Annotated in this window: 18 protein-coding genes; 2 read left to right on the forward strand and 16 right to left on the reverse strand. The window is 71.5% G+C overall.

What is annotated here, in order from left to right:
* Nucleotides 1-57: 57 nt before the first annotated feature.
* From ACQPYE_RS13130 to ACQPYE_RS13195, 14 genes are all read right to left on the reverse strand, one after another.
* Nucleotides 58-1,857 (reverse strand): ABC transporter substrate-binding protein, encoded by a 1,800-nt coding sequence (locus ACQPYE_RS13130; RefSeq protein ID WP_498721390.1) that lies wholly within the window; start codon nucleotides 1,855-1,857, stop codon nucleotides 58-60.
* 22 nt (nucleotides 1,858-1,879) lie between these two features.
* On the reverse strand, nucleotides 1,880-2,227 hold the full coding sequence (locus ACQPYE_RS13135; RefSeq protein ID WP_498721391.1) for an avidin-fold protein: 348 nt from the start codon (nucleotides 2,225-2,227) through the stop codon (nucleotides 1,880-1,882).
* A complete protein-coding gene (ddaH, locus tag ACQPYE_RS13140; RefSeq protein ID WP_498721392.1) occupies nucleotides 2,224-3,054 on the reverse strand; it encodes a dimethylargininase in 831 nt (276 codons plus the stop codon). Before ddaH ends, ACQPYE_RS13135 begins: the two co-directional genes overlap by 4 nt.
* A gap of 83 nt (nucleotides 3,055-3,137) precedes the next feature.
* Entirely contained in the window at nucleotides 3,138-4,379 is a 1,242-nt protein-coding gene (locus ACQPYE_RS13145) for an ATP-grasp domain-containing protein (protein ID WP_498721393.1), read from the reverse strand.
* Between the two features lie 14 nt (nucleotides 4,380-4,393).
* Nucleotides 4,394-6,025, reverse strand: coding sequence for a class I tRNA ligase family protein (locus tag ACQPYE_RS13150; protein ID WP_498721394.1), 1,632 nt, complete (start codon nucleotides 6,023-6,025; stop codon nucleotides 4,394-4,396).
* A complete protein-coding gene (locus tag ACQPYE_RS13155) occupies nucleotides 6,022-6,393 on the reverse strand; it encodes a cupin domain-containing protein (protein WP_498721395.1) in 372 nt (123 codons plus the stop codon). The genes ACQPYE_RS13150 and ACQPYE_RS13155 overlap by 4 nt, the downstream gene beginning before the upstream one ends.
* Before the next feature lie 19 nt (nucleotides 6,394-6,412).
* Nucleotides 6,413-7,741: a lysine N(6)-hydroxylase/L-ornithine N(5)-oxygenase family protein gene (locus ACQPYE_RS13160; RefSeq protein ID WP_498721396.1), complete on the reverse strand. Its 1,329-nt coding sequence runs from the start codon at nucleotides 7,739-7,741 to the stop codon at nucleotides 6,413-6,415.
* A 129-nt stretch (nucleotides 7,742-7,870) separates the two neighbouring features.
* Entirely contained in the window at nucleotides 7,871-8,107 is a 237-nt protein-coding gene (locus ACQPYE_RS13165; protein WP_123742567.1) for an acyl carrier protein, read from the reverse strand.
* Nucleotides 8,104-9,951: an HAD-IIIC family phosphatase gene (locus ACQPYE_RS13170; RefSeq protein WP_498721397.1), complete on the reverse strand. Its 1,848-nt coding sequence runs from the start codon at nucleotides 9,949-9,951 to the stop codon at nucleotides 8,104-8,106. Before ACQPYE_RS13170 ends, ACQPYE_RS13165 begins: the two co-directional genes overlap by 4 nt.
* Nucleotides 9,951-10,985 (reverse strand): 3-oxoacyl-[acyl-carrier-protein] synthase III C-terminal domain-containing protein, encoded by a 1,035-nt coding sequence (locus tag ACQPYE_RS13175; RefSeq protein WP_498721398.1) that lies wholly within the window; start codon nucleotides 10,983-10,985, stop codon nucleotides 9,951-9,953. Before ACQPYE_RS13175 ends, ACQPYE_RS13170 begins: the two co-directional genes overlap by 1 nt.
* Before the next feature lie 261 nt (nucleotides 10,986-11,246).
* On the reverse strand, nucleotides 11,247-11,723 hold the full coding sequence (locus ACQPYE_RS13180; RefSeq protein ID WP_498721399.1) for a VOC family protein: 477 nt from the start codon (nucleotides 11,721-11,723) through the stop codon (nucleotides 11,247-11,249).
* A complete protein-coding gene (locus ACQPYE_RS13185) occupies nucleotides 11,720-12,718 on the reverse strand; it encodes an NAD(P)/FAD-dependent oxidoreductase (protein ID WP_498721400.1) in 999 nt (332 codons plus the stop codon). Before ACQPYE_RS13185 ends, ACQPYE_RS13180 begins: the two co-directional genes overlap by 4 nt.
* Nucleotides 12,715-15,186, reverse strand: coding sequence for an aminopeptidase N (pepN, locus tag ACQPYE_RS13190; protein ID WP_498721401.1), 2,472 nt, complete (start codon nucleotides 15,184-15,186; stop codon nucleotides 12,715-12,717). The genes ACQPYE_RS13185 and pepN overlap by 4 nt, the downstream gene beginning before the upstream one ends.
* A gap of 162 nt (nucleotides 15,187-15,348) precedes the next feature.
* A complete protein-coding gene (locus ACQPYE_RS13195; protein ID WP_498722897.1) occupies nucleotides 15,349-15,726 on the reverse strand; it encodes an MmcQ/YjbR family DNA-binding protein in 378 nt (125 codons plus the stop codon).
* A 758-nt stretch (nucleotides 15,727-16,484) separates the two neighbouring features.
* Between ACQPYE_RS13195 and ACQPYE_RS13200 the strand changes: the two genes are divergently transcribed.
* Nucleotides 16,485-16,832, forward strand: coding sequence for an NIPSNAP family protein (locus ACQPYE_RS13200; RefSeq protein WP_498721402.1), 348 nt, complete (start codon nucleotides 16,485-16,487; stop codon nucleotides 16,830-16,832).
* Nucleotides 16,833-16,842: 10 nt separating this feature from the next.
* On the forward strand, nucleotides 16,843-17,361 hold the full coding sequence (locus ACQPYE_RS13205; protein ID WP_498721403.1) for a hypothetical protein: 519 nt from the start codon (nucleotides 16,843-16,845) through the stop codon (nucleotides 17,359-17,361).
* A 66-nt stretch (nucleotides 17,362-17,427) separates the two neighbouring features.
* Here the strand turns inward: ACQPYE_RS13205 and ACQPYE_RS13210 are convergent, their stop codons facing one another.
* Nucleotides 17,428-18,708 carry an APC family permease gene (locus tag ACQPYE_RS13210; RefSeq protein ID WP_498721404.1) on the reverse strand — a complete coding sequence of 427 codons (1,281 nt, stop codon included), beginning with the start codon at nucleotides 18,706-18,708 and terminating at the stop codon, nucleotides 17,428-17,430.
* Nucleotides 18,705-19,577 (reverse strand): TIGR03621 family F420-dependent LLM class oxidoreductase, encoded by an 873-nt coding sequence (locus tag ACQPYE_RS13215; protein WP_498721405.1) that lies wholly within the window; start codon nucleotides 19,575-19,577, stop codon nucleotides 18,705-18,707. Before ACQPYE_RS13215 ends, ACQPYE_RS13210 begins: the two co-directional genes overlap by 4 nt.
* Between the last annotated feature and the right edge of the window lie 33 nt (nucleotides 19,578-19,610).

Genomic DNA, 19,610 nt, shown 5'->3' on the forward strand with positions numbered 1-19,610 from the left:
CTGTTGAGCGGTGGAGAAGCGGCACGGAGCCCGGTGCGGGCCCCGTGCCGCGGGGGATCAGTCGCGGTAGTACCAGTTCTCGGGGTTGATCATCCCGTAGGGGTTGATCGGGCCGAAGCCGCCGAGCGTGTTGGCGACCTCGAACAGCCGGATCGGGAAGTTCGGCGTGAAGATGACCGGCACCTCGTTGGCGATGTAGTCCTGGTACTCGTAGAGCACGTCCAGGTCGTCGCTGGTGACGGTGCGCTCGATCAGCTCGTCGGCCTTCGGGTCGGTGTAGAAGCCGAAGTTGCCGCCCGCCTTGGTGGAGAACAGGATCTCGCCGGTCGGGTGGTGGTAGGCCCAGCCGCCGTTCCAGCAGCACATCTCCCACGTGCACGGCGTGGTGGCGGTCGGTTCGCACGGAGCGTCCTCGGCCACGAGGATCGAGCCGTACACCTCTTCGAGCCGCAGCTCGATGCCCGCCCGCGCGGCGGCGTCGCGGAAGTTCTCCATCACCCGGGTCAGCGCCGGGCGGCCCTCGACGTAGCGCAGCAGGATCGACAGCTTCGTGCCCGCCGGGATGCCCGCGCCCGCCTCGCCCGGACCGGTGCCCGGCCGCACGCACACCGCGGGCGTGACGCTGGTGTCCCAGCCGTTCGCCTCCAGCAGCGCCTTGGCGCTCTCCGGGGAGAACGGCAGCGGCCACGAGCCCTCGCGCTGGCGCGGCGAGACGTAGTCGGTCTTCGGGTACATCGGCACCGGGCCGTTCTGCCGGTACGCGTAGCCCTGGTAGATGTCGCGCACCGCGGTGTCCTGGTCCAACGAGGACTGGAGCGCCTGGCGGAGGTAGGTCTGCGCGAACATCTTGCCGACCACGGTCGGGTTGTTGAAGTTCAGCGAGATGTACCGGATGCAGAACGCCGACTGCGGGAACATCGTGTACTCGGTCAACGGGTTGGGCCCGCCGACCACCGGGTCGACCGCCGGCTCCGTGGCGAAGCTCAGCGGCAGGTAGCCGACCTGGATGCCGTTCTCGGCGTCCGGGCCCGCCTTCAGCATCTCGTACTGCTCCTCGTCGGAGAACGTCGGCACCTGGCGGAACTCGTCCAGGTACGGCTTGTTCGGGCCCGAGTAGTGCTCGTTGGGCACGAACGTGACCACGCCCTCCAGCGTGTAGCTCTTGAGCCGCCAGGGGCCGCTCACCACGCTCCAGATGTGGCTGTCGGCCCACTTGGTGCGGTGGGCGTTGCCCTCGGCCACGATGTCGCCCTGCTGCGCCATCAGGTACTCGTAGACCGCCTCGACGTCGGCGAGGTCGCCGGAGGCGTTCGCCGGGCCCGCGTCGGTGCGGTCCCACGCCTTGGGCAGCGGCGTGATGGTGCTGAGCTGGTTGTAGAGCACCCAGTGCTTGGAGTAGACCTTGTCGAAGGTGAAGAACACCTCGTCGTCGGCGATCTTGCCGTAGTCGGTCAGGTTGTCCGGGAAGTAGCCCGGGACGTACTCGCCGTACCGGGGGCCCTTGACCTTCATCAGGTTCACCCAGAACAGCACGTTCTCGGCGGACAGCGTCTCACCGTTGGACCACTTCCAGGGCTTGACCTTGACCCGCACGGTCAGGCCGTCCTCGCTCCACACCGGCTCCTCGCCGATGCTCTGCGCGTAGTCGACGTTCGGCGTGCCGTCGCTGCCGAAGTAGTACAGCGTCCGGTACATCAGCGCCTGGAACTCCAGGATGTTGCGGGTGCCCATGCGCTCGGCCGGCGTGAACGGGAAGATCACGGCGGGCGGGAAGCCCGGCGCGCACGCCCACGTGACGACGCCGCCCTTGCGCGGCGTGGCGTCCGTGCCGGCGGTGATGGTGCTCGCGGAAGTCATGGCTGCTCGTCGGCCTCTCGGGTCAGTTCGTGGTCTGGGCGGGGATTTCCTCGATGGTCGACACGCCGGACGCGGCGTGCTCGCCGAAGCGCTCCCACACCTCGTCGAGGCGGATGCGGCCGTCGTCGAGCACCTTCGGCGTGCTGCGGCAGTGCCCGGAGACGACCTGGCCGTCGTCGAGCACCATGCAGTAGGCGAAGTCGAGCGCGCCGTCCGGTCGCGCGGTGCCGGTGAGGGCGCCGCGGCGCGCCTTGCCACCGAGGAACTCGCCCCAGAGCAGGTCGCCGTCCTGGTGGTACACGGCGACCCGGCTCTCCTCCGGGCCGCCACCGGTGACCGGGTGGAACCTCTTGCCGTCGTAGTTGATCATCGAGCTGGCTCCCCACGCAGTTCGAGCGTGCAGCACTTCGCGCTGCCGCCGGATTTGAGAAGTTCGGACAGGTCGACACCGATGGGCGTGAAGCCCCGGTCGGCGAGCTGGTCCGCCAGGTTCGTGGCCTCCTGCGCCAGCAGGACGTGCTTGCCGTCGCTGACGGCGTTGAGGCCGAACACCTCGGCGTCGTGGTCGCCGGCGATCACGGCGTCGGGGTACAGGGAGCGCAGCACGCCCCTGCTCCACGTCGAGAACGCCTCGGGGTAGTACATGATCAGGTCGTCGTCCAGGACGGCCAACGCCGTGTCCAGGTGGTAGAACCGCGGGTCCACCAGGTCCAGCGTCACGACCTCGCGCCGGAAGAACCCGGCCGCCTCCACGTGCGACCGCTCGTCGGTGCGGAAGCCCGTGCCCGCCAGGATCCGGTCGCCCACCAGCAGGTAGTCGCCCTCGCCCTCGTTCACCCAGAACGCCTCGTGCGTGCGGAAGCCGTTCTCCCGGAACCACTCCAGGTACGCGGGTCCCTCCGCCTCGCGCTGCCGGAACCGGAACCGCGCCGACAGGACCCGCCCGTCCACGACGGTCGCCCCGTTCGCGGCGAACACCATGTCCGGCAGCCCGGGCTCGGGGTCGATCAGCTCGACGTCGTGGCCGAGGTCCAGGTACAGCGACCGCAGCCGGCTCCACTGGAGCAGGGCGATGGACGCGTCGGTCGGCTTCTCGGGGTTCATCCACGGGTTGATGGAGTAGGAGACGTCGAAGTGCTCCGGCGGGCACATCAGGTACCTGCGGCGGCGCGCGGTGCGTTGCTCGGGGTCGGGCACGGCGGTGGAGTCCTCTCTGGCCGGGGGCGCCACCGGTCCGCCACATGTGACGCGGAGAAGCCGGCGGCGCCTGCGGTGCGGAGCTACTGGAAGTCGACCTGGATCTTCGCCGCGTACTCGTTCATCAGGGCGAAGGCGTCGGCCTCCGACGTGCCGGTGGCGCCGAGGAAGCCGATGATCGTGTTGCCGTCCGGCGGGCGCTTGACCACGTCGCCGGGTCGTGCGGTGATCTTGAGCAGGAACACCCGGTCCGAGGTGGACACCTCCTCGGGCACGCGCACCTCCCGCACCACGCCGGCGTCGGAGATCAGGCACATCGCGGCGATGTGCGTGCCGGTGGGTTGGAAGTGGCGCACGTCCGGCCGCCGCCCCGCCCCGATGCTCACCACGGCCGCGATCGGGTCGTGCTCGGCGGTGATGCGGGCGATCATGTCCAGCCCGCCGCCGCCGACCCGGGCCGCGATCTCCAGCAGGTACGGCTTGCCGTCGTGGAAGCGGACCTCGGCGTGCATCACGCTGTTGGTGAGGCCCTGCGCCAGCGCGCCCGCGGTCACGACCTCGTGCACGGCCTCCAGGTCGTCCGGGCTCATCGACGTCGGCGCGTGGTGCACGTCGTCGTCGAACGTCCCGCCCTCGGCGGTGATGCGGTCCACCACCGACCCGAGGAACACCTCGCCGTCCCAGGCGACGGCTTCCATCAGGTACTCCTTGCCGTCCAGGAAGGCCTCGACCAGCAGCCCGTTGGGGCCGAGGTCGATCCCGTCCGCCTCGGAGTTGGCCCAGAAGAGGTCCTGGATGCCCTGCGCGGCCTGCTCGTAGTGCTCGGTCAGCTCGGCCTCGTCGTCGCAGCGGAACACGAAGTGGCTGCCCGCGCCCAGCGTCGGCTTGACGATCACGGGGTAGCCGAACTCGTCCGCCGCCGACTTCGCCTCCGCCAGCGACGTGACGAACCGGAAACCGGGGATCGGCGCGCCGGCCTTCTCGTGCGACTGCCGCATCAGGTACTTGTTGCGGCTGTTCAGCGCCGCCTCGACGCCGATGCCGGGCAGCCCGAGCGCCTCGGCGATCGCCGCGACCGCCACGACGGCCGCCTCGGAGAACGTGATCACGCCGTCGAACGCCTCGCCCGCGTGCCACTGCTTGGCGGTGGCGATCATGTCGTCGATGTTCTTCGACCCCACCAGGCGGTAGCGGTCGGCGGGCCAGAAGTCCTCGGTGCCCTCGCCGTTGAGCACGTACAGGTCGACGCCCAGGTCCTGCACCTGCCGGTAGCGCGAGTGGTAGTACTCGAGGTACTGGCGGGTCTCGATGGTCAGCAGCTTCACGGTGCGCACTCCTCCTAGCTCACGCCGTCGAGGGCCACGTGCTGGCCGGCGTGAGCGCGCGTGCCGGGCAGCGAGGGGAACCGGAACGGCCGGATCTCGGCCGGCATGTCGTCGCTGATGGACAGGTCGACGCCCTGCGCGGACACGTCGGCCGCCACGTCGACCAGGATCGGCGCGGCGCACGCGAGCAGCGTGCGCGCCTCCAGCAGCAGGTCGCCGGGCTGCGTCGGCGCCGCGCCGTTGCGGCGGTGGTCCACCGCGTCGGCCAGCGACCGCAGCCGCCCGAGCTGCGTCACGACCGTCTCCGCGGCCCGGCCCATGCTGAACCCGGGCAGGTCGTAGCACAGCCGGAACCGCTTGAGCACGGTCGCCGCGCGCCAGCGCCCGGCCTCCGTGGTCGCCAGCGCCCGGGTGCCGTCCACCCCGACCATCGCCAGCGCGATGGCCTCGGCCAGGTCGTTCCACGGGGTGATCAGCCGGCGCGTGGTCGTCGTGTGCAGCGAGTCGCGGGTGAAGTTCGCCCGCTGGAACTCGGGACCGGTCAGCGCCAGGTAGAACCGCACCAGGTCGCGCGGCACCTCCGCCAGCAGGTCCGCGCTCCAGATCAGGTGGTTGCGGCTGGTGGAGAACTTCTCGCCGTCCAGGTCGTAGAACTCGTTGCAGACGTTGGACTCCGGCGTCGTGTACTTGTCGCCGTGCGCGAGCAGCATCACCAGGTCGACCAGGCCCCAGTGGTAGACGTTGTCGAAGCCGTGGAAGTACACCAGCTCCGCGTCGTGGTCGGCGCGCCAGTGCTCGTCCACCTCGGCGGTGGGGCGGCCCAGCTGCGTCGCCGTCCACCACGTGGCGTACATCGAGGCGGGCATCGCCTCGACCCACGGGTAGACGATCTGGCCCGCGGTCTCCGGGAACGGCGCGGCGATGCCCCACGTGCCGGGGATCGTCACCGGGATGTCCGGCAGCGGCTTGGACAGCAGCTCGCTGATCAGCTGCCGGGCGTGCGGGCGCCAGCGCGGGGTGCGCGCCGCGTAGTAGGACGTGAGCCGCTCGCGGTAGTCCTCCATCGGCAGCACGAGGATCTCGCACTCCCGGTACACCACGGTGTCGTTCGGGTCGATGGTGTACTTCGGGTCGAGCAGCTCGTCGAAGTTGTTCGGGTGGCCGCAGTTCTCGCACGCGCCGCCGCAGCTGGAGGCCAGGCAGGACGGACAGGTGCCGGTGACGAGGCCGTCGTAGAGGAACGCGCCGGCGTTGCGTGCGTAGGGCAGCTGCACCTTGCGCAGGTGGAACCGGCCGGCGGCGTGCAGCTCCTTGAGGAAGTCCAGCACCGTGGCGCGGTACCGGTCGTCGATGGGCGGCAGGCCCGGCATCAGCGTGCCCATCGCGTCGAGCGACCGCTCGATCTTCGCCGTGGACGTCCGGACCAGCTCGTCGGGCGCCAGCCCGCGCCGGTGCGCGGTGGACACCACGTAGCTCTGGCTGTCGTCGGTGCACGTCGTGAAGAGCACCTGGCGACCGGTGGCGCGCAGGTAGCGCGCGTACACGTCGCCGCCCAGGTAAGGGCCCGACATGTGACCGACGTGCAGGTCGCCGTTCGACGTGGGTGTCGCGGCGACGACGATCGCCGGTCGGGAACGGGTCGTCACGAGGCGGCTCCCTCGTGGCGGGAGGCGAACTTCCCGGCCAGCTCGGCGTCCCACCAGATCGCGTAGAACTGGAAGTCCTCGGCGCCCTTGTTCACGACCTGGTGCTTCTCGTGCGGCGTGAAGTGCACGACGTCACCGGCCTTGAACGGGGTGGCGCCCTCCTGCGTGATGATCTCGGCCTCGCCGGTCATGGCGACCCAGATCTCGTACTCGTGGTGGCCGTGGGCGCCCGACTCGGCGCCGGGGCGCACCACGCACCACGAGCCCTCGAACGGCGCGTTGACCAGGTCCCACGGCATCAGGCGCTGGGCGACCAGGCCGTTGTCGAGCTTGAGGTTGTCCCGGTCCAGGGGGCGGATTTCCATCATGGTGACGACTCCTCTCGGGTCAAGCGGGTTGGGGGGCCTCGGCGAACAGCTCGGTGACGCGTTGCGCCACCACGGGCACGGCGGCGTCCTCCGGCCCGGTGCTCTCGGCGAGGTCGGCGACGATCTCCGCGGACCGGATCGCCAGCACGCTGATCAGCGAGTCGGCGATGCCGTGCGTGGCCTCGTTCACGCCTTGCAGGTACACGCGGGCGGACACCGACTCGGGCAGCTGGAGGCGGTAGCTGCGGGTGACGGCGAAGTCCTCCTGGCCGACCTCGGCGGCCATCGAGCGCACCAGCGTCGGCATCCGCTTGTCGAAGCCGGTGCCGAGCATCACCCGGTCGCAGCGCAGCTCGCTGCGCTCGCCCGTGCGGCGGTCGAGCAGGGTCAGCACGACCTCGTCGTCCACCAGCGCGGAGTCGACGATCTCCGCCATGGTGATCATCGACAGCCGCTGCGCGCCGGTGAGCTTCTCCAGGTACATCGTGTTGTAGAGGTTGTCCAGCATCGCGGGCGACAGGCCCGCGTAGTTGGTGCGGTGCATCTCGCGCAGCAGCTGCGACCGCGCCTCCGGCTGCGCCTCGTTGAACTTGTCCACGAAGGACGGGTAGAACAGCTCGTTGGTGAACTTGCTGCTCTCGTAGCCGTTCAGGCCGATCGAGCGCATCACCATCGTCACCTCGGCGCGCGGGAAGGTCGAGTGCGCCGACCACAGCATCTCCGCCGCGCTCTGCGCCCCGCCGACCACGACGATGCGGTGCTCACCCTGCGGGTCCAGCTCGCCGAGCCGGTGCACGAACTCGGTGCTGTGCACCACCCGCTCCCGGGGCAGCGCCGCGAACTCCGTCGGCAGGTGGGGGTCGCGGCCGACGCCGATGACCAGCGTCGCGCAGGACACCGTGCCGCCGTCGGCGAACCGCACCAGCCACCGGTCCACCGAACCGGCCTCACCGCGCTGCGGCTCCACGGCCACCGCGCGCCTGCCGTGCTGCAACCGGACCTTGGACAGCGACTGCGCCACCCACGCCAGGTAGCCCGAGATCTCCAGGCGGTAGGGCGTGAACGTGCCGAGGTTGATGAACTCGTCCAGCCGGCCCGTCGAGTGCAGGTAGTTGACGAACGAGTACGGGCTGGTCGGGTTCCGCAGCGTCACCAGGTCCTTGAGGAAGGACACCTGGCTGCGCGACCAGGGCAGCAGCATCCCGCGCTGCCACACGATGTCGTCGTGCTGCTCGGTGACGAGGCTCCGTAGGGCGAGGTCGGGGGACAGCTCCTCCAGCGCGACGGCGAGGGCCAGGTTCGCGGGGCCCGCTCCGATCGCGAGCAGTTCTACATCCTGGTGGTCCAACTCAGTCTCCAAGCCTTGTCGGGCGGCGCCGCGGCGGCGGTGCCGGTGCGGGACGTGCGGACGGGCGCGGGTGCGCGGCCGGTCCGCGTCGCCGGGGTGCGTCGTGCGGCCCCGGCGTCGGGAAGTGGGTCAGGAGGTGGGGCGCACCAGCGCCACGACGTCGTCGACGGTCCGGGCGGCGTGGAACGCGCGCAGGTCCAGCGTGACGTCCAACCGGTTCTCCAGCTGGGCCAGGGCGTCCAGCGAGCTGATGCTGTCCCACTCGTGCCGCGCCAGCACCGGCTCGCCGCGCAGCACGTCGACGCTCACGTCGAGCGCGCCGGCCAGGATCTCCAGCACGGACTGCTCCACCGTGATCTCGGTCATCGGGCTACCTCGTTCCCTTCCAGCAGGTTGATCCACGCGGGCGCGTCGGGCAGCCCGGCGTCGGAGTCCAGGGCCAGCGCGTACGCGCCGTCGTCCTCGCCGGCGAACCCGGCGTCGGTCCAGAAGCCCTTGGCCAGTCCGTTCTTCTTCGACGGCACGTACCGCCCGCGCAGCGCGGTGGCGCCGGCGGCGTGCGCCCGGCGGGCGAGCCACGCGGCGATCGCCAGTTCCACGCCGCGCCCCAGCACCCGGCAGCTGAGCACGAGGTTGTCCACGTGCCACTCGGCGCCGGAGCGGTCGACCCACGCCGCGCCGATGACGCCCTCGTCGCCGAACCGGTCGGCCACCGCGAAGGTGACGACCAGGTGGTCCGGGTCCGCGATGCGCCGGCCGGTCTCGGCCTCGTCGAACCGCAGGCCGGTCAGGTTGAACTGGTTGGTGCGGGCGGCCAGCTGCGCGACGCGCGCCACGGCGAAGCCGTCCGCCTCCTCGACGACCAGCCGCACGTCCAGCGCGTGCAGGTAGTCCTCCGACGAGCCGAAGCCGCCCGCGAAGTCGTTGCGCAGCGTCCGGCTGCGGTACAGCTCCGGTCGCGCCAGGTCGGTCTCGGTCAGCTCCGCGACGTCGAACCAGCCCTGCGCCAGCAGCGTCCGCACGATGTGCGCGGGGTCGCCGTCGGCGGCCAGCACCACGACCTCGGGCAGCTCCTCCTCGACGTGGCCGCGCTCGAACGGCGAGTCGTCCAGGAACACGAACGACCCGATGCCCAGCCCCAGGGCGGACGCCGCCTCGCGCAGGTTGCCCGCCTTCGGCGACCAGTTGACGGCCTTGGCGGAGAACGCCTCCGGCCGCAGCAGCACCTCCGGGTGCGCGGTCAGCGCCTCGTCCACCAGGTCCGCGTCGTTCTTGCTGGCCAGCACCAGCACCACGCCCTGGTCGCGCAGCCGGCTCGCGGTGCGCTGCACCTCGCGGTAGGCGTTGCCCGGGTACAGGCCGCCGAGCTGCACGCCCTCCGCGCCGACCTCGCCGAGCACACCGCCCCACAGCGTGTTGTCCAGGTCCAGCGCCAGCACCTTGCGGGACAGGCCGGCGCGGGCCTGGGCGAACCGCCGCACCTCGCGCGCCAGCAGGTACAGCGCGCCGTCGGTGTAGGGCAGGTCGCCGTAGCGGTGCAGCCGGTCGTCACGCGCCGCGAACGGCGAGTCGGCGAGCACCGACACGAGGTCGGTCACGGCCACCTGGCGGTGCTGCGCGGCGAGGTCCAGCAGGCCCTCGTTGAGCTTCGCCCACGCCTTGGACAGCGCGGCCCGCGCCCGCCAGCTGACCACCGAGTCGCGCACCTGCGCCGGCAGCGGCACGGTGTGCAGCAGCACCGTCGCGGTGGAGCGCTCCACCGCCGAGAGCACCAGGCCCCGCAGGTCCGCCAGCCGGGCTTCGAGGTGCCCGGCCAGGCCGTCGACGTCCGTCGCGGCCCAGTCGTGCGGCAGGAAGCAGGTCTCGTCCAGCAGCAGGGTGATCACGTCGACGCCGTCGAACGGGTCGGTGGCCAGCGTCAGCTCGAACATCCCGTACGGGCCGGGCGCCAGCTCCGGCAGGACGCCCGCCGACACCAGGCTCGCTCGCAGGATCTGCTCGTACGACCCGATCGTGCAAGTCGCGAGCACGGCCACGCGCAGCGGACGCAGTCCTTCCGCGTCCTCCAGGCGTGCCAACACCTTGCCCGCCTTGCGCAGCACGAGCGGGTCGGACACGAGCGCCAACCGCGTGAGGTCCGCGGGTGACGGCGCGCGGCCCTCGGCCACGGCGGCGCGCAACGACTCCAGCAAGTCCGGCCGGTCGCTCATCAGATCCGCACCAACGTGCAGTACCAGCGCATGCCGATGGAGATCCCGCACAGCGCCACGACGTCGCCGGACTTCACGTCGCCGCGCTCGATGTGCTCGCCGAGGCAGAACAGCTGGTCGGCCGCGCCCATGTGGCCGTGGCTCAGCGACAGCTCGGCGTTGGTGTGCTCGACGGTGACGCCGAACGGCTCCGCGACCTCCTCGATCGTGTCGGTGGAGTCGTTGATGTAGATGACGTGCTTGAGGTCGTCGCGGGTCAGGTCGGCGCGGCGCAGCGCGTTGTCCACGGTGTCGGTGATGCGCTGGTTCAGCGTCGCGACGAACTCGCGCAGCTTCGCCGGGTTCTTGTCGAAGTGCGCCTGGATCCGGGCGTGCCCGGGAGCCGCGTCCTTGGCCGTCCAGCCGTCGAACGGGAGCGGGTTGGCCGCGCCGCCGACTTCCGTGCGGAAGAAGTCCGACAGGTCCGGGTCCACGAACTGGTCCGTGGCCAGCCACTTCACGCCCTCGTGGCCGCGCTTGAGGACGGCGGCCACCGCGCCGTCGCTGTGCACGGCGTTGTTGACGTTCATCCGGTTGCGGTGGAACTCGCTGACCCGGTTCACGGCGATGAACAGCACCGTCTGGAGCTCCGGCTGGAGCGCGAGCTGACCGGCGACGTAGCCGAGGCCCGTGACGCCGCACGCGCAGCCCTCGGTGAGCAGCATCGTCTGCGTCGTGCCCTCGACCTTGAGCCGGCGCGCGACGGCGGCCGACGTGTCCCAGTGGTGGTAGTCCGGCACCTCGGAGGCGGCCACCACGACGAGGTCGACGTCGTTGGGGCCGAGGCCGAGGCGGTCCAGCGCGTCCTGCCCGGCGAGCGTGGCCAGGTCGGTCGCGGTCACGCCGTCCGGTGCGCGGTGGAACGTGTGGTAGCCCCAGCGGACGACGCGTTCGGGATCGCCCACGTAGTCACCGGCCGTCTGCGCGACGTCCTGGTTCTCGCCGGTGGCGTACCCGAAGCCCGCGACTCCGAAATCCACGAGCTGGCTGGCCATGAGCACTCCTGTCCTGTGACTTCTTTTCGGCACGGTGAAGACCCGCCCGGCGCATTGTTCGCCGGGCTCGGGAAAAGTGGTGAGAAAGGTGGAGAAATGTGCTTCGCAGACGTCACCCCTGGCGTCTGCGACGCGCTGACGTGCGTAGATGATGCGGTGAAGAGCAACTCTGGCCTCGTCGAGCCCCAGTCGGCCGGAGTGCTCGGTGAGTGGCTCACCGTCTCCGTTAATTATTTACCGCCGGCGCGCCGGAAGCAATGTTCAGCGACCGCTTTTCGGCGGTGAGCTGATCGGGATTCCCGATGGCTGCGATAAGCTCCGCCGCGTTGTGGCGTAGTGCACGAGCTCCACGAGCACGCCGGCGGGCTTGGGCGCGTACAGGTACTGCACCGACATCCCCTCCCGCGCCCCCCGGCACGGCTCCGCGTCCACGAGCGCGAAACCGTTGGCACGCAAGCGGGACGCCTCGGCGGCCAGGTCGTCCACTTCGAACGCGAGGTGGTAGAGCCCCGGTCCGCGCGCGAGCCGTCCCGCCACCGCCGAGTCCTCCCGCACCGGCGCGACCACCTCCACGGCGGGGGCCGCGAGGTCCGCGCCCACCTGCCAGAAGTCGCACGACACGCCGTAGTCGTCCGCGACACCGCCGTCCGCTTTGGACAGTCCGAGCACGGCGAGCAGCGCGCCCACCCCCTCGGGGTCCGCCGTGAGCAGGCCGACGTGGTCGATGCCGAGGATCACGACGCCACCAGCTCCGCCGCCGCGCGCCGGCTCGCCGCCAGCACGGTCTTCGCCGCGCCGCCGCTGCCGCCGGTGAACGTGGACACCCCGTCGCCGACGTCCACCAGGCGCAGCCCGCCCGGTGAGCGGTAGCAGTCGAAGGACGCCACCACCCGGTCCGCCACGACCTCACCGCCCTCGACGCCGAACCGGCGGCGGGCCGTGTCGAGCACCCGCGCGGCCAGGTCGTGGTCGGGCGTCACGTCGTCGGGGTCGACGTCCCAGCGGTCGCACCCCATGCCCAGCAGGAAGGCGCCGTCCCGGTCCGGCCGCCCGTACAGGCCGGTCCGGTCGTCCACGAACGACGCCGCGCACGGGATCGGCAGCCGGTAGAGGCCGTACTGGATCTGCTTGGCCCGCAACAGCTCGCCGCCGACCAGCCGCGGCGTCCACGCGCCGGCCGCGACGACCACCGCGTCGAACGCCGTCACGCCGGCGGGAGTCCGAACCCCCGGGCCGGGCAGCACTTCGGCAACCCGCTCGGTCCGGACGTCGCCGCCGCGCCCGGCCAGCCACCGCAGCGCGTGCTCGCGGAACCGGTCGGGGGAGAAGTGCCCGGCGTGCCGCTCCACGACCCCGGCCGCGTCCGCCGGCAGGTCCCGGAACCCGAAGCGCCGCGCCAGCTCGACACCGTCCACGACGGACGCCGAACCCGGCAGCACCGCCTCGACGGCGGCCACGGACGGCGTCACGTCGTCGGCCGTCACGTACACCGACCCGGTCTCCCGGTACCCGGCCCAGTCCCGGACCCGGTCGTCGGCGCGCAGCTCGGCCAGCGACTCGGCCGCCTCTCGCGCCGCGCGCTCGTCCACCTCGAACCCGCGCACCAGCCCGCCGGACGCCCCTGAGGCGTCGGCGTCGCCGGGCGCGTACACCGTCACGTCCGCGCCGGCGGTCCGCAACCGCCAGGCCAGCGCGGCGCCCGCGACGCCACCGCCGACCACCGCGGCTCTCACCCGTGCCTCGCGTGCACGGCGCGGCGCAGGTCGTCGGTCAGGTCCGCGCCCCGCCGGCGCAGCGGCAGCGGCAGGTCGTCGCGCGCGAACAGCTCCTCGGCCGCCGCGATCGTCGCCGGCTCGGCGCAGTAGCGCGGGTAGAGCCACAGCACGAGCGTGTCCAGCACCTTGTCCTCGCGCAGCCGGGCGACCTCCACCACCTCGGTGAAGAACCGGGCCACGTACGGCGCGGTCAGCTCCCGCTGCTCCGGCTGCCAGAACCCCTCGGCGGTGGACCACAGCCGGTAGCTCGACAGCTCGGCGTCGGTGGTGATCGCGCGCCACGCGGCTTCCTTCGCCTCGACGGTCGGGATCGCCGCCCGCGCCTTCACCGCGAACTGCTCGGTGTGCGTGCTGGGATCCGCCGCGTACGCCTCGTCGATCTCGGCCTCACTGAACGCGCCCAGCACCGCGAGCCGGTAGCGCACCCGCCACGCCAGGTCGGCGTCCAGCTCCAGCCCGGCCGGCAGCGGCATGCCGTCCAGCCAACCCCGCAGCTCCGAGGTGTCGGAGGTGAACTCCACCAGGCCCCGGGCCAGCACCAGGCCCAGCTCGTCCTCCGGTGCGACGTGGGACAACCGGTCGCGCGCCGCGTCCGCCACGGCCTTGAGCAGGCCGGGCCGCAGCTCGGGGTCGAGCAGCCGGTCGGCCACGTCGATCCGGGCCTGTTCGAGCACCTCGATCACGATCGACAGCTCGGTCTCGTAGCCGAGCATCCGCGTCACCAGGTCCAGGTGGTCGGCCGCCGGCACGGCGCCGTCCACCACGCCCTGCAACAGCTGCGCCCACACCATCGCGCGGTTGATCGGCGCGAGCGTCGGCAGCACCTCGGGCAGCGCCCGGCGGGACGCGTCGTCGTAGCGGATCTTCGCGTAGGTCAGGTCGTTCTCGTTGAGCAGGAGGAACTTCGGGACCTCGCGGCCCACCAGCTCGGGCAGCTCGGTGCGCGCGCCGTCCACGGTCACGCGGACCGTCTCGTGGGTGTCGCCGTACAGGCCGATGTCGATGGTGTGCGGCCGCAGCGTCGGGTGCGAGTCCGGCGCGGACTGCGTCACGGCGAACGCCGTGATCACGCCGTCCTCGGCGGTGAGCTCCGGGGCCAGCGTGGTGACGTTGGCGGTGCCGAGCCAGCGGTCCGCCCAGTCGGTCATGTCCCGGCCGACGGCCTCGCCGATCGCCGCGTTGAAGTCCGCGAACGTCGCCGCGCCGTACGCGTGCCGGGCGAAGAAGATCCGCAGCGCCTCGCGCATCGCGTCGTCGCCGATGTGGTGCGCGAGCTGCCGCAACGCCGACGAGCCCTTGAAGTACGAGATCCGGTCCAGGTCCAGCAGCGCCGACATGGCGTCCGCGCCGTCGATCCACACCGGGTGGGTCGAGGGACGCTGGTCGGCCGTGTAGGCCTGGCCCTTGCGACGGGCGGAGAACGTCGTCAGCGGGCCGGTGAACTCGGTGACCTCGCTGGGCACCCGGTGCGCCAGGTAGTCGGCGAACGCCTGGCCGAGCCACAGGTCGTCCCACCACTTGTTGGTCACCAGGCCCGCCCACCACATCAGCGACAGGCCGTGCGCGATGACCACCGCGCGGGTCTCGTGCTCGCTGCGCGGCGCGGGCGTGCGGAACAGGTACAGCTCCTTGAGCAGCACGCAACCGGGGTGGTCCAGCGACAGGTAGCTGAACTCGGGCGCGAAGACCTGGTCGAACCGGCCGAACGGGTAGCGCACGCCGAACAGCCGGTGGAACTCGTCGAGGCACTGGGCCGTGACGTCGAAGACCTCCTGGATGTCGGCCTCCAGCGCCTCGGCCACCGACGCCCGGCAGTGCACGCCGAGCGGCACGCCGTCGTGCACGGTCTCGAACGAGGCGTACGGCCCGGCGACGACCGTCGTCAGGTATGTGGCCTGCGCCACCTCCTGCACGACCTGCCAGCGCCCGGCCGCCACCTTCGTGGCCGCACCCGTGCCCAGGACCGTCCACTCGTCGGGAACGGTGAGGTCGAACGTGAAGGGCGCCTTCAGGTCAGGTTGGTCGAAGCAGGCGAAAATGCGCGGAGCGTGGTCGAGGAACACCGCTCCGTACACGTACACCTGCTCGTCGGCCGGGTCGACGTAGCGGTGCAGGCCCTTCGACTCCCGCGAGTACGCCATGTCCGCGACGACGACCAGCTCGTTGGCGGCGGCCAGCGCGGTCAGCGGCAACCGGCCGTCGACCAGCGCGGACACGTCCAGCTCGCGGCCGTTGAGCCGGGCCTCCAGCAGCGCCTCCGGCTTGACGTCCACGAAGGTCGACCCGCCCTCCCCGGCGGTGAACGAGATTTTCGTCGTCGACCGAAATACTTTCCCATCGCCGGTCAGATCCAGGCCCACGTGATACGAGTCGATCTCCAACAAAGCGCCCCGAGCGGCTGCTTCGGAACGAGTCAAACTGGCCATGCGGCGACCCCTCCTGCTTGGTAAGAAGGATCGTAAACACGACTTGTGCGTCGTCAACGGGCCAATTTGATTCCCTTATAGGGCCTACCCAAGAAATGCTGATGGCCCGCTCGGGCAGCCTCCCGGAGCAACCCTTACGCCCGTCCGGCGGTGTCGGTCCGGCTATCGCCCCAGGTAATCACGCGCGACGCGCTTCGGCACGCACATTCGCCAGGCGTCTACCACCAACTCGGTCAACTCCGCCTCGTCCAATCGAGACAGGGTGGTCCGAACCCAGTTGTACCGCTCGTCCGAAGGGACCGGAGGATGGAATTTGTCGGGGTCCGAGGCAATCAGCGCCGCCCGCTCCTCCTTGGGGAACGCGAATCCCATGGTCAGCTCGTCGGGTGACAGGGCGAGGTACACGATGCGCCCGATGCGGTATTTGACCCGGTCCCGGACCAGCGCCTCCTCCGTGCGGGGCAGCGCCCGGGCGATCCGGCGCACGTCGTCGGCCGTGACGCCCCGGCGCGGCGCCGTCCAGCCGCGGGTGCAGGCCAGGTAGCAGTACTCGTCGATCACCTTCGCCAGCGAGCGGCCCGGCCGCCCCAGGTCGTCGAGCAGCTCGGGTTCGGGCACGCCCGCCTCGGCCAGCAGGTCGGCCGCCCAGCCGCGGGTGAGCCGCAGGTGCGCCCGGTACGCCGCGCCGTCGCGACCGCCGTGCAGCCGGTCGGCGATCATGTTGTCCCACGGCGGCAGGCTGTTGGGGCGCAACGCGAACAGCAGCTTGGACGCCGCCGTCGGTCCCAGCGTCCGGGTGCCGCGCGGCGTGGCCGCCGCCGTGCTCGCCGACAGCGCGGCGAAGCCCTCGGCCAGCCGCGCCACCTGCTCGTCGGTCAGGTCGGCGAGCCACGCCCCGGGGTCGGGCAGGGCGTCCCGCCACGTCGCCCACCAGGCCGCCAGGCTCTCGTCCAGCACGCGCGGCTCACCGGGGCGGGGCGTGCGGATGCGGCAGCCCCACGCGTTGAGCCACACGTGCGCGGCCTCCCGGTGCGCGGCGACGCCCAGGTCGAACGACGGCGCCGTGGCGGCCGTCAGGACCGTCCACGACTTCTCCGGGGTGGTGAAGCCGCCGAACTCGGACACGGCGGCGCGCAGGGTGCTCAGATCCGGTTTCACGACGCGGCACCCTAGTCGGCCCTTGCGCGCCGGCGTGCTCGTCGGTAGAAACGTCGGCGAGCCCGGCGTTCGGCCCGCCCCAGCTGCGCGCACCCCAAAAACCCACTACGGCGTACCGCCGCGTCCTTGGAGTGCCACACATGACCGAGCCCTGGTTGCTGGAGATCCGCGTGTTCAAGCTCAAGCCCGGCACCCGAGCCGAGTTCGACCGCGTCAGCCGGGACGGCACCATCCCGCTCATGCGCCGCATCGGCATCACGGTGCTCTCGTTCGGACCGTCCCCATTGGACGAGGACGAGTGGCAGCTGGTGCGCGCGTTCCCCGGCCTGGACGAGCGCGTCCAGCTCGCCGGCTCGCTGTACGAGCACCCGGAGTGGGCCGAGTTCGACGGCCCGGTCGGCGAGATGATGGCCGACTACAGCACGGCGCTGGTGCCCGTGCCCGAGAGCACGGTCAAGCTGCTGTCGGAGCCCGGCGCGTTTGCCTAGGATCCCGTCGGTGACCAGGAACCTGTCGCACCTCGCGGCCATCGCCAACGTCGACGCCGACTACCGCCACTACGCCAAGGACGTCATCGCGCTCCCCGACCACGACCTCGCCCTGCCCGACGCGCACCTGAAGTGGTACGAGGTGCGCGAGCCGCAGGACGTGGTGGACCCCGGCCTGCGCGAGGAGGGCAAGGCGTTCCTGCGCGAGGAGGTGGCCTCCGGCGAGCTGGACATCGCCGGCGACCTCGGCTTCGTCATCCACCACCTGTGCCGCGGCGACTTCTACTTCCTCATCGTCTGCACCTGGCGGCGCGAGAACGAGATGTGGGAGACCGTCTACATCCGGGACGTGAAGCAGCACGACAGCTACCGCCGGTTGGAGCAGGGCAAGCACCGCGAGGTGCTCTGCGTGTGGGAGATGGGCGCGCTGCTGCACGAGCAGCAGGCGTGGATCCGCTACCTCTACTCCGACCGGGACGAGCAGGCCAAGATCGCCTACCTGGACGACCGGTTCACCGGCACCGTGTGACGTGGTCCGGGGTCGTCGTGACATCGTCCGGGGTCGCCGCCCGTCGCGGCGACCCCGGACGCCCCGTCACCGGGCGGCTTCCTCCACCGGGTCCCGGCGCCGCTTGCGGTTCCACCGCAGGAACAGCAGCGCCGTCACGGTCACCACCAGCGGCCACAGCATGTACACCGCCGTGGCGGCGGTCAGCCCCACCACGCCGAGGAACGCCACCAGCGCGGCGTACCACGCGGGCGACCGGGTCGGCAGGATCTTCAACGCCGCCGCCGTGCCGATCAGGTACACCGCCACGAACTGCCCGGTCGTCAGCAGGACCAGCAGCCTCGCGCCCGTGCCCGTGCCGATGGCCACCGCCAGCGACAGGAAGCACAGCGCCACCACGACCACCAGGCTGCGGCGCGGCACCTCGCCCGCGACCGTGCCGCCGGACAGGTTGCGCGGGAACGCGCCGTCCCGCGCCAGGGCCGCGCTCAGCTTCGACGCGCTGGCCATGTAGGCGTTGATCGACCCGATGGTCAGCAGCACCGCCGCGACGGCCGCCACCACCTTCACGTCGCCGCCGACCGTGCGCGCGATCAGCTGGCCCAGCGGGGCCTCCGACTCGGCGGCGGCCGGGCCGAGCACCGCGATGATCGCGAACGCCACCGACAGGTACAGCAGGCCCACGATCGCGACGGCGATGCCCGTGGCGCGCGGCAGGTCGCGCTCCGGGTTGCGGAACTCCTGCGCCAGGTGCGTGATCGCCTCCCACCCGGCGAAGCTCCACACCAGCAGGCCCGCGGCCGGCGCGATGGCGAGCCAGCCGTGCGGCGCGAACGGGGTCAGGTTGCCCATGTCGACGTGCGGCACCGCCAGCAGCACCGAGCCGAGCACCAGGAACACCAGGAGCGCGGCCAGCACGAACTGCACCGCCCCCGACGCGCGCAGACCGATCCAGTTCGTCACGGCCATGCTGGTCAGCAGCGTCAGGGCGGTCACCACGACCGTCCACTGCCCGCCGCCGACGGCCTGCTCGACGTACGCGCCGGCGAACAGCGCCGCCGCCGTCGTGCCCGGCGGCACGGCGAAGTAGAAGCACCAGCCGACCACGGCGGACAGTCGTTCGCCGAACGCCAGCCGCGCGTAGGTCGACACACCGCCCGCGTCCGGGTGCCGCGCGCCCAGCGCCGCGAACGTCGCCGCCAACGGGGCCGACAGCACCACGAGCGCCAGCCACGCCAGCAGCGACGCCGGACCCGCCATCTCGGCCGCCAGCGCGGGCAGCGCGATCACACCGGTGCCCAGCACCGCGCCGACGTACATGGCGGTGCCCTGGCCGACGGTCAGCCGACCGCCGTTCCCGGCCGTCATGCGACCGCGGCGCGGGCGAGCGCGATCGACGGCCCCAGCGCGTCGAGGTACGGCCGCTGCACGCTGAACGACGTGAACCCGTACCGGGTGTGGGAGGCCGCGACCTGCGCCGCGATCTCGTCCGCGGTGCCGATCAGCATGTACGGCGAGTCGAGCACGACCTCCGCCGTCAGCTCCCAGTCCGCCGCGATCCGCTCGGCCGCCGCCTCCCGGTCGTCGGTCAGCTCGACGACCTGGACGAACGCGTTGAGCGTGACGTCGCGCCCCGCCGCCGCGTCCCGCACGAACGCCACCCGCTCCTCGGTCTCGTCCGAGCCGATGACGCGGAAGTTCCCCGTCGCCTTGCCCTTGATGTGCTTGATGCCGCCCACGCTGACCACGTCGGCGCGTTCCGCGGCCAAGCGCAGCATCCGGTCGCCGGTGCCGCCGAGCAGGACCGGCGGGTGCTCGACGTCGGCCTCCGCGTCGAGCATCTTGCGCAGGTCGTCCAGCAGCGAGTTGACGTGCTCGACCCGCGCGTCCATCGGCGTCCACGGGATGCCGGCCAGGTCGAACTCCTGCTTGATGATCCCCGCGCCGATCCCGAGCTGCAACCGCCCCCCGCTCATCCGCTGCGCGGTCTGCACCTCCCTGGACAGCACCGACGAGTTCCAGAAGGCCCCGTTGAGCACGTAGGTGCCGACCTGGAGGGTGGGCGAGACCTGGGCGGCGAGGTTCAGCACCGAGAACGGCGATGTCCGGTTCGGCCCGAGGTGGTCGACGGCCAGGACGGAGTCGAACCCGTACCCCTCGGCCGCGCGGCACGACTCGACGAGCGCGTCGTGCGTGGCCGGTGTAGCCAGCGTGATCCCGAACGATAAGTGGTTCACGGCGTCCCCCGCAGTTTCGTTGTCGGCGAAAAT

Source organism: Actinosynnema sp. CA-299493, from assembly GCF_050946825.1.
GTDB lineage: Bacteria > Actinomycetota > Actinomycetes > Mycobacteriales > Pseudonocardiaceae > Actinosynnema.

Bases quoted from the DNA above. Each gene is read 5' to 3' on its own strand.
- ACQPYE_RS13175 (WP_498721398.1), bottom strand. From the start codon at position 10,985: ATGGCCAGCCAGCTCGTGGATTTCGGAGTCGCGGGCTTCGGGTACGCC.
- pepN (WP_498721401.1), bottom strand. From the start codon at position 15,186: ATGGCCAGTTTGACTCGTTCCGAAGCAGCCGCTCGGGGCGCTTTGTTG.
- ACQPYE_RS13170 (WP_498721397.1), bottom strand. From the start codon at position 9,951: ATGAGCGACCGGCCGGACTTGCTGGAGTCGTTGCGCGCCGCCGTGGCC.
- ACQPYE_RS13155 (WP_498721395.1), bottom strand. From the start codon at position 6,393: ATGATGGAAATCCGCCCCCTGGACCGGGACAACCTCAAGCTCGACAAC.
- ACQPYE_RS13200 (WP_498721402.1), top strand. From the start codon at position 16,485: ATGACCGAGCCCTGGTTGCTGGAGATCCGCGTGTTCAAGCTCAAGCCC.
- ACQPYE_RS13165 (WP_123742567.1), bottom strand. From the start codon at position 8,107: ATGACCGAGATCACGGTGGAGCAGTCCGTGCTGGAGATCCTGGCCGGC.
- ACQPYE_RS13210 (WP_498721404.1), bottom strand. From the start codon at position 18,708: ATGACGGCCGGGAACGGCGGTCGGCTGACCGTCGGCCAGGGCACCGCC.
- ACQPYE_RS13135 (WP_498721391.1), bottom strand. From the start codon at position 2,227: ATGATCAACTACGACGGCAAGAGGTTCCACCCGGTCACCGGTGGCGGC.
- ACQPYE_RS13130 (WP_498721390.1), bottom strand. From the start codon at position 1,857: ATGACTTCCGCGAGCACCATCACCGCCGGCACGGACGCCACGCCGCGC.